9 protein-coding genes and 1 pseudogene are annotated in these 12,962 nt (G+C 60.1%); 9 read left to right on the top strand and 1 reads right to left on the bottom strand.

Translation table 11 applies throughout. From position 1 onward, the window contains the following. Window positions 1-9 precede the first annotated feature (9 nt). The gene (locus tag AZKH_RS24940) at window positions 10-2,115 is read right to left on the bottom strand and encodes a DUF1631 family protein (protein WP_051071819.1); all 2,106 of its coding nucleotides are present in this window, start codon (window positions 2,113-2,115) and stop codon (window positions 10-12) included. A 332-nt stretch (window positions 2,116-2,447) separates the two neighbouring features. On the opposite strand from AZKH_RS24940, the gene AZKH_RS27105 reads away from it, so the two are divergent. The 9 genes and pseudogenes from AZKH_RS27105 (at window position 2,448) to AZKH_RS28055 (ending at window position 12,231) form a co-directional block, all read left to right on the top strand. Next, complete coding sequence (locus tag AZKH_RS27105) at window positions 2,448-3,413, top strand: site-specific integrase (protein WP_156822311.1); 966 nt, start codon at window positions 2,448-2,450, stop codon at window positions 3,411-3,413. A gap of 213 nt (window positions 3,414-3,626) precedes the next feature. Next, a complete protein-coding gene (locus tag AZKH_RS24935) occupies window positions 3,627-4,430 on the top strand; it encodes a ParA family protein (protein ID WP_015452086.1) in 804 nt (267 codons plus the stop codon). Continuing rightward, window positions 4,423-5,313, top strand: coding sequence for a ParB/RepB/Spo0J family partition protein (locus tag AZKH_RS26510; protein WP_015452085.1), 891 nt, complete (start codon window positions 4,423-4,425; stop codon window positions 5,311-5,313). The genes AZKH_RS24935 and AZKH_RS26510 overlap by 8 nt, the downstream gene beginning before the upstream one ends. A gap of 634 nt (window positions 5,314-5,947) precedes the next feature. Then, entirely contained in the window at window positions 5,948-7,981 is a 2,034-nt protein-coding gene (locus AZKH_RS24925; RefSeq protein ID WP_015452084.1) for a site-specific integrase, read from the top strand. Between the two features lie 1,552 nt (window positions 7,982-9,533). Next, a complete protein-coding gene (locus tag AZKH_RS26505) occupies window positions 9,534-9,770 on the top strand; it encodes a hypothetical protein (protein ID WP_015452082.1) in 237 nt (78 codons plus the stop codon). 161 nt (window positions 9,771-9,931) lie between these two features. Beyond that, complete coding sequence (locus AZKH_RS26500) at window positions 9,932-10,585, top strand: transposase (protein WP_015452081.1); 654 nt, start codon at window positions 9,932-9,934, stop codon at window positions 10,583-10,585. A gap of 60 nt (window positions 10,586-10,645) precedes the next feature. Next, window positions 10,646-11,191 carry an IS21-like element helper ATPase IstB gene (istB, locus tag AZKH_RS24915; RefSeq protein ID WP_369795136.1) on the top strand — a complete coding sequence of 182 codons (546 nt, stop codon included), beginning with the start codon at window positions 10,646-10,648 and terminating at the stop codon, window positions 11,189-11,191. A 432-nt stretch (window positions 11,192-11,623) separates the two neighbouring features. Next, window positions 11,624-11,878, top strand: a pseudogene (locus AZKH_RS27095) (ATP-binding protein); the annotation flags it as partial. After that, window positions 11,824-12,231 (top strand): ATP-binding protein, encoded by a 408-nt coding sequence (locus AZKH_RS28055; protein WP_369795129.1) that lies wholly within the window; start codon window positions 11,824-11,826, stop codon window positions 12,229-12,231. The pseudogene AZKH_RS27095 and the gene AZKH_RS28055, both read left to right, overlap by 55 nt. The last annotated feature ends 731 nt before the right edge of the window (window positions 12,232-12,962 follow it).

Below are 12,962 nucleotides of genomic sequence, written 5' to 3'. Positions count from 1 at the left end.
GGGGCCCGCTCAGGCGCGCTGGTCGAGCGACCTGATGGCACCGTGGATGGCTCGCTCGAAGATCGGCCGGTCGAGCTTGACGATTTGCGCCGTTCCGTTCTTCAGGCGCACGGCCAGCGCTTCCGGTGTGATCGATATTGCAAAGGGCGAGGCGCTGTTGCTGAACAGGAAGAGCGTGCGGCTCCGGTTGATCCAGGTCAGGCGCTCACGGCGCGTTTGTCCCGCTGTCGTGAAGTCCAGCCAGTCACCTCGTACCAGCTGACGCACTCGGCGAAGATCCGCCCGGTCTGGAGTGCTTTCTCCGTCGAGGCCCGCGCTGTCGGGTAGCGAGATGTCCTGAACCCGGACCCCGAGGTTCGTCGCGTGGCTGACCTGCAGGGTCGGCGCAGCGCGACGCGTTCGCGACCTAACGACTGCCGGCGCCTTGCCGGAATCGCCCTTCTTGGCGCGCATGGCGGCGAGTTGCAGGTCAAGCAACGTGTCGAGGAAGGCCTTGCGCTCCGTGGGCGCGGAACCGATTTCGTCGAAACCGACATTGAGTTTGCTCACGAGTATCGGCACGCCGGCGGCCTGCCTTTGCCGCTCCTCTGCGAGATGTTTGGGCGTTACCGACCACTGCAAGTCGGCGGCGACCTGGAGGGCGTCGGCGGTCGGGGCGCCGTCCTCGCCAGACTGCGAGATGCGGCTCTGCACGACGTCGCGCCAGTAGGTGCGGAGGAATTCCTCAATCTCGAGCGGCGCCTCCGGCACTAGCACGCTGGCGATACACGCGTCTGCCATCTTCTGCACTCGCAGCTGCGCTTCGCGCCTGACGCGCATGTCCTCCTCTCGCGCGTGCACCGCGTCGGCGAGCGCCCGATTCTGCTGCTCGTCGAGCTCCTCGCGCTCGGTCAGGAAGGCGTCCAGTTCGGTGTTGGCGGAATCGAACACCGCCATATCTCCGTCGTACGTGCGCTGTACCGTCTCGACGAGCTCGGAGAGCTTGAGATAGAAGGGGTCCTCAGCATTGACAACCTTGCCCCAGCGCACAGCGACGACCGAAATGCTGTCGAGGAACCGCCGTGCCGGGTGGCTGCGGTCGGCGAAGAAGCGCTGGTTCAGCATGGCGGCCCGCAGTACCGTTGTCTGCAGGCGGGCTACCAAGGTCTTAATCCCATCCGAAACGTTGGGATCGTTGAAGATCAGGTCGAACACCTCGGCGACGATATCGAGCGTGACGGCCTCAAGTGGCTTGACGTCGCGCGCTGCGCCGCTGTCTCGCACCATGCGCACGACGTTCGTGTGCGTGCCGGGCGCTGCCGGCTGGGGCGCGGCCTGCAGGGTCTTCAGCGAGTTGAACAGCTCCTGGCTGGCCGCCCCTGACTTGGGCGTGTCCTTGGTGCCCGTCTCTTTGGCGCGCGCCTGAACCAGGCGGTCGAGCGTGCTTGCCACGCGCGTGGATTCTTCGGCCACCTCATTGGCGTCCACCGGCGTCGTATCCCGGTAGGTGCGCTTGAGCGACGGCAGGATGCCGGCCTCGATCATCGTCTCGTTGGCCACCCGGTAAAGGTGCGGCATCTCCGCGGCCATCTGCTCGCCGATCAACTCCAGCAACAGGATGAGCGAGCCCGTGTCGGTCGTCACTTCGGTGCAGGCGGCCTCGATGCAGGACCACAGCGCGGCGACATTGAAGGTCTTGTCGCCATGCTGCATCACTCTGCGCAGGACGAGGAAATTGATTCGCCGCTCCAGCGGCTTGGTTTCGTCGCGGCAGGCAAGGGTTACGCGATCGAGCACCTCGCGCATTGCAAGTTGGACGGACTCCTCTGCCTGGCTCAGGAGCCGCAGGTTCACCAGATCGGTCGACTCATAGTCCGACTTCTTCCCGTGCACCGCGCGCGCGGCGAGATTGACCTTCAGAGACGACGCCACCTTGTTCCAATTTGACGGAAGGGCCTGCCTGAGCACGGCGGCGGCGATGCTTCGTGCGCGGTCGCGGCTGTTATTGTTGCATTCGATAACTGCTTGCATCAGCAGCGGTTCCAATTCCTCGAACAACTCGCACAGGTCGTTCTCCATCTGCGCACGGCAACCCGCCACGAGCTTACCGAGGGTTGCAGCGTCTTTTTCCGTCATATCAGGCCAGATTCCGAGAATCGTTTTGGCCAATTATTACATTTACCCATGCTGGGTGCGGTGCGTTTTTCGGTGCCCACGCCGACAAGCGAGGAATCCCAATTGCGTACAAGCCCGGTCCTAAGCCGCGTTCGCGCCGGAATCCGGCTGACGGCCATCCACATCGTGCGCAAGCCGCAACAACCGCCATGAGTCGGCGCATCTGACTGGATAACCTATTGTGACGCTACTCTGGAAATCAATTTACGGGCACCGCAACTTCGAACAATTAACAAACAGTCTGCAACTACCCAACGCCCCACCGGAGTCCGTAAATTGATTTTTACCTCGGCTTGATTGCCGCCGCAACGAAGCCGATCATTGCACCTGTGAATCCATCATCATCATCTCGTATGCTCACTGCTGATTTGTGGCCGGCAAACAGTTTGTCCGCATGGCAAGCCGAACCAATGGCCGCCTTCTCGGATTGGCTCGCTCGACAAGCAGTACTAGCCGGTCAGCTGCGTGAATCCTCCTGTGAAACCTATACGTCGATGTTTCACACCTGGCTTCTCTTTCTGACGAGCAAACGCATGCACTTGCTCGAGGCGAGCATCGGTGACGCCACAGAATTCTTCTCGAAACACAAATCCCTAGTACCCGTCTCACGGCGCCGTTACCTGCAACTGCTCGATCGCGTGTACGTCCACCTGCACACACTCGGCTGGGAACGGGACAACCCGTTGTCGGTGGAACTGGCCAAAGAGAGAGAACTTGAGATCGCGCTGCCACCCGGACTGACCGACGAGGAGCAGGGCGCGCTTCTGACCGTACTCGAACACATGCCCTCATGGAAAGGAGCACGCGACCGCGCCTTGATCGCACTACTCCTAGGAGCAGGACTTCGCGCGAACGAAGTAGTCGGACTCACGGCGGACAAGGTAGGTCCGGATTATTCGATACGCGTCGTTCCCGCGACCGTACACGCCGAACATGTCACCTTGATCCTCCCCGATGGCAAGTGGCGACAGTGGTATGAGTCGTGGTTCATCGAGCGTCGGCGACTGGATATCCCCGGGAACTGGCTCACCCCTGCAACATTGGGCGGCCGCCCATACTCACCGTCAGGGCTCTTTCGGCGAACGTCGGCCTGGTTCGACGCGGCAAACCTCAAGCCAAAGCAGCGCGGGCCACACATCCTGAGGAATACCTTCGGGCGCAATGCACTCGCCTGCGGAAGGTATTCATTGGAAGAGGTGCAGCAATTCCTCGGACACGCCGAACTACGCGCAACGGCACGATACAGTCAGTCTCCCTGAATCCGGGAACTGAGCGGGGTTGATGCAATCGCGTCGGCTTACTGTCAGGCCTCCGACCGGGCCGGAGCCCATTATTCGGCATCGTGCCATCCAAAACTCGCTTTCTCGTCCAACCAATAGCGCTTGACCGGGAAATACCTCCCGCTTTTCGTATTGCATTTCCCGATCCATCTGTCACAATCCACGCCATTATTGATAAATACAAACCACGCCATGGCAAAAATCATCTCGTTCGCGAACCACAAGGGAGGCGTCGCAAAGACGACGCTCGCCGTCAGCGTTTCTGATGCAATGGCCAGAGCGGGCTACGACGTCCTGCTGGTAGACCTCGATCCCCAATCGAACGCAACTCAACTCGTCTATTCCTTCGAAGAGACGCCGTCGGTGACCATCGAGCGAGTTCTGGACGGCACTGCGTCCATTGCCTCCGCAATCGTCGAAAAGACGCAGATCGACGGCGTACACCTGATCGGGTCAACACTCAAGCTCGCAAGTCTTGAACGACAGCTGCAGCAGACGCCATTCGCGTCCACGTCGGTTCTTGCGAGCAAACTGGCCGCGGTCGCCGACGCCTACGATGTAATCGTGATCGACACACCGCCATCCCTGTCGTTTCTCACGGCAAACGCGCTTGCCGCCGCAAACGCCGTCTTCGTCCCAGTCGAATCGGGCTCCAAACTGGCACTTCTGGGCACGGACGACATGCTCGCCTTCATCCGGCAGGCCAAGGGTGCGAACCCGGCATTGCTGCTTGGCGGAGCCATCCTGACTCGCCACGACGCCCGGAAGAAGATGTGCAAGATTACGGCAAACGCCGTGCGCGAATACTATGAGGCAGTGCTGAATTCAGCACTCCCAGCAACCACCGATATCCAGAAGGCGCAGGCGCTGGGTCAAACCATTCTCCAGTTCGACCGCGACCATAACGCCTCGCGCGCCATCAGCGAGATGACGAAGGAGATCATTAACGTCGTCGGCGTCACTCGCACTCAAGAAGAAGAGGTGACGAATGGCTAAGATGGACCTGGAAGCCGCAATGGGGCATCGGCGTCCGAGAAAGGCGCTCGATGCAGACGTCGCAGAGACCGTCTTCGGTGAAATGGCTACGCCTGCCACCGAAGGGGCGAAGGAAATTTCGGTCACCCGCATCAAGCCGTCTCCATTCCAGCGACGGATCGGCCTCGACCAAGAATACCTGGACAGCCTCAAGCAAACGATCCTGGACGGAGGGCTGGTCACTCCCATTACCGTACGCTCGTCAGACTCTGACACCTACGAACTGATCGCAGGCCACCATCGGGTTGAAGCGTTTCGCCAGCTCGATATGGGACTGATCCCGGCGTACGTTCGGAGGATGACTGACGTCGAAGCCGCACGTGCGCTCACCGTCGACAACGCCGTTCATCGCCAACTAACCGACTATGAACGCTACAAGCACATCGTGATGTTGCGCGAAGCCGGTGCGTGCAAGACCGTGTCCGATCTCGCAGAAGTCTTGGGCTGCAGTCGCGCTCAAATCTACAACTACGAGGCATTTGGCGCGCTTCCGCCTGCAGCCCAAGAATTGCTGGAGGTCGTCGGGGGCGAAGTCCTCGGCGCGACGCTCGCTTACGAGCTGCGGGAGCTCTCGACGACGCACCCGGACGCGGTGACCGAAGCGATCCGACGACTGAGTGCCGGAGAACTCCGCCAAGCCGGCGCGCTCTTGTGGATCAAGAACAAGATCGCCGGACCGGCAAAGAGCACACGGACCGTCGTCAAGATGCGGACTGCCGACAAACGTGAATTTCGCCTTACCATCAAGGACGGCGAGGTCAGGCTCGTTGGGGAAGGTCTGGATGCCGACAAGATCGAAGCGCTGCTTCGTGAAAACATTGAGCAACTTGTAGTTAGTAACTGAACCGGCGATGGACGGGGATGGGCGACATCCTCGTCCCCATCCTCCATACTTTTCCACCAGCGTCTTCATCCAGACGTTCGGAATCACCGCCCAGCGCGAAAGAGTCCGAGCTCGAATCTGCGACATCTGTTTACGTGCCGCGATCCGTATCTCCTCATTGGGCGCGGCATCCGCGAGCCGCTTCATTCGTCGGACACCAACCCGAAGCATCATTTCGCCCGGCTCGAAATTCTGAGCGATCACCAAGAACGACCACTGCATCACGCCTCATCGTCGAAACAAATTTCGCACAGGATGTGCAGGCGAAGCCGAGTTTGGGAAGAAAGCCAACGGCAACACGCGCAACGAAAGATGCCGTCGGCGCCGATGATTCTCTTGCAAGCGTGCGGTTTGTTGCGGCCCGTCACTCAGTGCGGCGGGGAGCTGAAGGCACACATACGAGAACGAAAGTCTGTTCGCAAACGGAATGAGGTTCCCCATTCCCCTCCTCCAGCAATTTCATGTCTGTATAGCATGATTACTATACTTATCATTCTATTTATAAATCGCTGTAAAATAGTCACCAATTTTTTTGAAGCGCCAAAAAGAGCCTTTCCTTCAAACACTTGGTCCTCGTAAACCGTCTGGAGAGAACATGAAAAACAAGTCGCGCTCTGCGATCAGACAGCGAAAACTCCATCGTGGACACTTCGCGTTCATGCGCGCCGTCGTACAAGGTGTTGACCTGCGCGAAAGCTGGGACCGTTACATCAGACTTGAAGGTGAACACACAGATGTGCGGGCAGTCCGATCCACGATCGCCTGGATTCGCGGCGAGTTTGCCGCCGCCGCACGGCGAGAACGCCGTCACGGCGCCGCGCGTCTCGTACTCATTGACGCAACTACGGTCGATAACCACGACGGCGACGCTCCAAGTCTGGAAGAATTTGCCTATGCGCGCGGCCTCGGAGAGTTCTCCGAGGCGGACCAGCTTGCTGCATATGCTGCCGAGCACGGCACAGCATCAGGCAAACAAAGCCGACGCGGGAAACTTATTGAGCGCCAACTCAAGGCCTTGCAATGGCTCGAATCATTGGTTGCGGAGCCGCCACGTTCAGGCGACGCGATCGCATCCTGGATGCACCCTTTGCTCGTAGACAAGTTGGAATCTGCTGGTCTGTATACCCTTAGTGACCTCATCGCCAGAATCAACGGCGTCGGCAAGCACTGGGCCAGACATGTTCGCGGCATCGGCACCTTGAAGGCCGAACGGATCGTTGAATGGCTTAAGGAACACGAGGCCACGCTTGGCTGCCGGCTCGGAGCCCATCTCGAACATCACTCCAACAGCGTTAATGCAGAAGCCTTTGGCGTGCTCGTCGAAACAGCAAGCGATATTCGCCCCCTTGAGAAATTCCGGCCGCCCCCTGAGTTGGATGGCTCCATGGGTGCCTACCGGTGTCCGCCTGAGAAGTGCCTTCTAAAGGCCAATAATGACTACGAAGCGATCCTTGTCTGGCTTAGAGCCAAGCCAGGGCCTTCGCCCCAGCAGATGGTGACCATGCATGCTCGTAAGCGCGGTGCTTCTGCTGCCGTGGAAGTTGATCCACTGAGCCTCGGTTTCCTGTCTAACACGCAGCGCTCATATAGAAAGGAGGCAGAGCGCTTTCTACTGTGGGCTATTCTTGTTCAAGGCAAGGCACTTTCCTCGATGAGCCTCGAGGATTGCATTGCTTACCGTGAATTCCTCGCAGATCCGCAGCCCCATGAAGTCTGGTGCGGGCATCGATCCCATGAACGCTGGTCCCCGTTATGGCGTCCGTTCGAGGGTCCGCTGTCCCCAGCTGCGCAACGCCAAGCCGTCGTGATCTTGCGAAACCTATATAACTTCCTCGTGAGTCAGAGTTATTTGATGGGCAATCCGTGGTCGGGCGTATCGGTACCCATCAGCCCCATGCCCCAGATCAACGCCGGCAGGAGCTTTAGCGCGAAGCAATGGGCATTCGTCGAGGAACAGCTCAATGGGCTGCCGGAGAGTTCGAACGCCCATCGCCTGCGCGTCGCTGCGCGACTTCTTTACGCAACGGGCCTGCGCCTATCCGAGGTTGTTGCCGCGCGGACAGACGATCTCCGCTGGGTTGAGTATCCGCCAGACAGCGATGACGGTGCTCCGCTGGATGGCTGGATGCTGACGGTCTTGGGAAAAGGCCAGCGCTTACGTGAGGTTCCGGTTCCAGTGCACGTTGTAGAAGAGATCTCCCGTTACCTCGCCGAGCGGGGACTGAATGGGGATCTGACCTCCACTACGAACAGAGGTACCTATCTCCTCGGCAAGTCCTACGATTGGGAGGAAAAGGTTCCTCAACTAGCTGCCGGTCGGGGGGCGATCGATCCCAAGGACGGCATCGCCGCAGTTACATTAGCGCGCCAGTTGAAGCGCTTTTTTCAAGAGTGTGCGATCGTCCTGGAGAACTCCGGCGACAGCAGAGGCGCCGCACGCTTTGAGAAGGCGAGCACGCATTGGATGCGCCACACTCACGCGTCACACGCCATCGCACAGGGCATGCCCATCGAAATCGCCCAACAGAACTTAGGGCATGCGTCGCTCGCCACTACAACTATCTACGTTACGACCGAGAAGAAGCGTCGAATGCGGGCCTCAATGAAGATCTTTTCCGAAAAGGAGTAGCAAACAGTAGTGTCAGACTCTGACAGGCTCCTCTCATGGACCGCAGCTACAAGTCGGCTCCTGCCCAACTCAACTGAAGGGTCGGAAGCATCATGATCCGCCGTCAGCATCTTCCGCGGTGGCCGTCCTTGTCACGCACGCTTTGAAGTAGGTGGCCCATCGGCGCGCGATGCGCGACGTCGAATTAGCATTCGGCAACGCTTACGGCGCATCCGGCCTGTGTCCGGCACCATCGTGGATTCGACGCGCACGCCATGGGGGCACCCAAATGTACCATACGCTCCTCAACCATCCGATCCCAAAACTGCGCGCCCCCACCAGCTATTCGATCCCCGGCGACCAATGCCACACGGGGAGGTGGGAAATCCCTTGTGAAAATGGTTCTGTCAGAGTCTGACACGCAACCATGCCCTCCAGACTGAGCGCCGCCCAATTGCAGTTTACGTTCGATAAGCGTCCCTGCCCGCTTCGCAAAGGAGTTGAGTCGCGGACTCGCGCCCCAGGCATTCTGCGAATATTGTCGCATCAGCGACATGAGTATCTTGGCAGCCCGGCAAATCCTCGCAACCGCACTGCTCTCCTGACGCAAAGTGCGACCACCTCCACCGTTGGCTGAACGGCGCCTTTCGGCTGCAATGATGCAGCATTTCTCCGCAAAGAGCACCGGGCGCTTGCCGACGGCGGATCTGTTCCGTCGGACGTCGCAAGTAGCGCAGGCGGGTAACGACGAAACGGTCGTACGCAAATGCGGTCAGGTAATCGAGTATTAGCGGCCCATCAACCTGATGGAGTGAGAGATGGAAAAAGCCTCAGTCGTAACGATCTCGAAGCAGTCCCACTCCGGCGGCCCTCTCGACAAGACAGCTTTCCACGTGATCGGCCGCGATTGATGGAAAGTGATCCATGAAAGGACGGGCCGCGGGCGCAAGTGCCTAGGCGATTGGGCGCGGGTTCGACCTGGAGCTGCCTGAAGCACTCCGACCGGCCCCCTTACCGGCGCGACAATAGTGCGGCGACGGTCCACGATGCTCATCGCGCTCGGCTCGTGGAGCATTCGCCGCCGATGAATTACCCGGTGCGAATCCTCTATCAGGAACTGGGCAGCCGCCGCTTCACCTCAGTTACCAAATAGTCAAGCTCGCCACGGTTCCCTTTTTCGCCGTGGGCTCCGTCCCCAAGCACAGTCGACTGGCGGCAGATCACCGTCGGCTTCGGGAACGGGCGCACGACAGTGCACGTATTCGTCATGAAGATCAGCTACAGCCGGCGCGCTTACGTTGAAGACTTCCTGCATGTGCTGGCCACCCACGAACAGGCCTTCGCCTGTTTCGGCACTCACCAGCGGTGTCAGCGGTAATCCAATAATCCCCACCTCCCCTATGGTAATCGAATTTTCCCCACCCATCGACCTGAACGAGTCAGAGATGGAAAGGGAAACAGTGATGTCCGATGTGGATGCGGACGCGAACAATGGAAAGCGATCCATGAGCGGCGGGCGGCCGGCGTAAGTGTCTCGGCGATTGGGCGCGAGTTCGACCTGGATCGGAAGACAGTGCGGAGCTGCCTGAAGCAGGCCGACTGGCGCCCTTACCGGCGCGAGAAGAGCGCGGCGAGCGTGCTCGACGCCCATCACCCCTGGCTCGTCGAGCGGGCGCCGCAGGTGAATTACTCGGCACGCATCCTCTACCAGGAACTGGGCAGCGGCTGCGGCTTCACCGGCAGTTACGAGACGGTGAAGCTCGCCGTGCGCCCAAGCCTGCCTGGCCGGACTGACCCAATGCCGCTTTGAAACCGGCCCCGGCGAGCAGGCCCAGGTCGACTGGGGACAGATCACCGTCCGCTTCGGGGACGCGCGCGCGACGGTGCCCGTCTTCGTCATGCCGCTCGGCTACAGCCGGCGCGCCTTCGCTCATTTTCGGCGGCCGCTGCGAGTTCCTGCTTTACGACCGCATGCGCACCGTCGTTCTGGGCACGGTGAGCGACGCCGACGGCAAACGGCGCCCGAAGCTCAACTCGACGTTCGCCGATCACTGGAGCTTCACGCCGCGCCTGTGCCGCCCGTATCGCGCCCAGACCAAAGGCAAGGTCGAGTCCGGGGTGAAGTACGCCAAGCGTAACTTCGTGCCCGGCCGGACCTTTGCCGACCTGGACGATTTCAATCAGCAGTTGGCCGGCTGGCAGGCGGAGGTTGCTGATCAGCGCATCCACGGCACAACTCACCAGCGGCCGATCGGGCGCTTTGCCGACGACTGGCTGGTCTCGATCGACGGCAACCGCTATTCGGTACCCTTCGGGCTGATCGGCCAGACGGTCGAAGTGGTCCGCGCCGGCGGCTCCTGGCTGATCCGTCACCGTGGGCGTCTGGTTGCCGAGCTCCCGGTGCTGGCTGACCGCGCCCAGCTATCGGTGTGCCCGCAGCACGGCCCCGGCGCAGTTATGCGCAATGCACGCAAGCACCACGTGGGTCCCGCGGCGGCGAGCGAACCGGCCGATGGCTTATGGCGAGCTCCCGACGCGCTCAGGGTCGAGATCCGAGACCTGGCACTCTATGACATCTTGCTCCAGGCGGGGGCTTTCGGTGACGGTGCGCGGGAGGTGGCATGATGGCCAAGAACGCGCCGGCAGCGGCCACGGGCGCAGTCACCACCCGCTCAGCTCGAGCGTCTGGGCGAGCACCTGCACAAGCTGCGGCTGCAGAAGAGCGCCGAGCGCTTGGAGGCCATGGCTCGCTTCCCCTTCGTCAAGCCCCTGGAGACCTTCGACTTCGCCTACCAGCCGTCGATCGACAAGCGCCAGGTGCTGACGCTGGCGGGCTGCCACTACATCGAGCACGGCGACAATGTGATCGTGTTGGGGCCGCCCGGCGTCGGCAAGACGCATCTGGCCGTCTCGCTCGGCATCAAGGCCATCGAGGCTGGCTATCGGGTGCTCTTCACCTCGGCCGCGCAGCTGATCGCCACCCTGAGCAAGGCCTTGGCCGAAGGCCGGCTCGACGAGAAGCTCAAGCTCTACACCACGCCGCGCCTGCTGATCATCGACGGGATCGGCTACCTGCCGATCGACTGCATCGGCGCGAACCTGTTCTTCCAGCTCATCAGCCGCCGCTATGAGCGGGGCCCGATGATCCTCACCAGCAACCAGAACTTCGGTGCGTGGGGCGAGGTGTTCGGCGACCGCGTCATCGCTACCGCCTCCTGCACCACGCGGTGACGCTCAACATCCACGGCAATTCCTATCACCTCAAGGAGAAACTCAACGCCGGCCTCGTCCGGTCATTTGAAGACGAATCCCAACCGGGTGGGGAAATTTGAATTACCGCGGTGGCGAGCCCGGGCGCTCGTGGGCGATGTCCGCGATGTGGCAATTTACGACACATTGCTCAAGGCCGGGGCCTTCGGTGAAGGACCGCGAGAGGAGGCATGATGATTCAATAACACGACGGCAGTGGTGACGGAGACTGCGGTTACTATTCCCGCTGAGCTTTGCCGCTTCGGCGAATATTTCCATAAGCTACGACTGCAGAAGAACGCCGACCGAGTGAACGCGATGCTGCATCTGGCCTCTGCCCGACGAGCCACCATAGTCGATTTGTCCGGCTAGGTCCTTGGTAAGAGGTGGCGGCCGCGACCGCGAACAACATGTCGATTCGTACGCGACGGCATGCTTCCCCTTCGTCAAGCCGCTCGAGACCGCGATTTCGCCTACCAGCCCTCGACCGACAAGCGGCAGGTGCTGACGCTGGCGAGCCGCCACCCCGCTGGGCACTGCGACGACTGGATCGTGCTACGGCCGCTCCGCGTCGGCAAGATGCATCTCGCCGTCTTGCTCCCCGTCGACGCAGCGTGCCCGGTGATCGGGTGCTCTTCACGTCGGCCGCACAGCTCATTGCTACACTGAGCAAGGCCTTGGCCGAAGGCCCGCTCGGCGACGAGCTCAGGCTCGATGCCCCGCCGCAACTGCTGATCATCGACGAAATCCGCTACCTGCCGATCGACTGCATCGGCGCAACGCCTTCTCGCCAATGCCCCGGGGACGCGAGGAACAACTTCGAATGCCGGAGGCAGGCATTGAAGGAAATCTCACTGCGTAGGGCGAGCGCTGCACAAAAACCTTCACCTTCGCGTCCGGGTTACTTCGTGTCCGGGTTACTTCGCTTGCAAGGCGCTCTAGCAACTGCACAAAAGCTCTCACCCTACTTTGCAGCACCACATTCGTACCAGCTATGGTCGCGATACCGAAGATCCTGTTGAGAACTGATGCCCGCTTGCAGTTGGGTGGGTGAGGAGATTTGTGGCGTTCCACCTTGGCACAAATGTCCTCACCGTGCGCGTCCAAATCGGGATCGACACCGATCATTTCATCACAAACCTTCTCACCGTCGATGCTGGTTAGCGGTAACCGTTGGCGGTTTGTCAGACTCTGACACAAAGCTAGATATAGGAGTGGCCCTCAATGCTCTTGACAGTGCCCAAACGCAAGCGTCTGAGGTTCAGAAGTTTCTATTGACCATAGAATGTGGCCGCTTGCGCCCGTCGACATTTCTTGCTCATGCCTCATTTCGGAGGAGTGTTCGACGCTCCATACCAATGGTATTATTGTTGGCCATTAATAGTTTATTTTCAATGCGATAAGTCCAGTCGCTATGGATGTTCAAGGTGAGAAAAATTGTGACTCTAGGCATCGTAGATCACAAAATCCCTCACCTTTAGATACACCACATCCCGTTTGCGGGTCACAATTCCCCTCACCTTCCGCGAATCGGTATGCGATCGTGGGTGGTATGTTCAAGCGGATCAATGCGGATAGATCCGACCTACTCGGCAAGAATTTGATGGCTAAAGCCTCTCGGGCCTCGGTGATTCGCCCCCATCCACCTGCAGACGCGCACAAAACACCTCACCATCGCCCGCCGACAAGCCAGAACCCGCCCGGGTAAGTTCGAGTGGTTTTCGGCGCGCACACACAGAGGGATCTGCCGGCA

It is taken from the genome of Azoarcus sp. KH32C (assembly GCF_000349945.1).
Lineage (GTDB): Bacteria > Pseudomonadota > Gammaproteobacteria > Burkholderiales > Rhodocyclaceae > Aromatoleum.
The sequence above is the reverse complement of the archived record's forward strand: the minus strand, read 5'-3'. Positions and strand labels throughout refer to the sequence as shown.

Bases quoted from the DNA above. Each gene is read 5' to 3' on its own strand.
- AZKH_RS24940 (WP_051071819.1), bottom strand. From the start codon at position 2,115: ATGACGGAAAAAGACGCTGCAACCCTCGGTAAGCTCGTGGCGGGTTGC.
- AZKH_RS24935 (WP_015452086.1), top strand. From the start codon at position 3,627: ATGGCAAAAATCATCTCGTTCGCGAACCACAAGGGAGGCGTCGCAAAG.
- AZKH_RS26510 (WP_015452085.1), top strand. From the start codon at position 4,423: ATGGCTAAGATGGACCTGGAAGCCGCAATGGGGCATCGGCGTCCGAGA.
- AZKH_RS24925 (WP_015452084.1), top strand. From the start codon at position 5,948: ATGAAAAACAAGTCGCGCTCTGCGATCAGACAGCGAAAACTCCATCGT.
- AZKH_RS26500 (WP_015452081.1), top strand. From the start codon at position 9,932: ATGCGCACCGTCGTTCTGGGCACGGTGAGCGACGCCGACGGCAAACGG.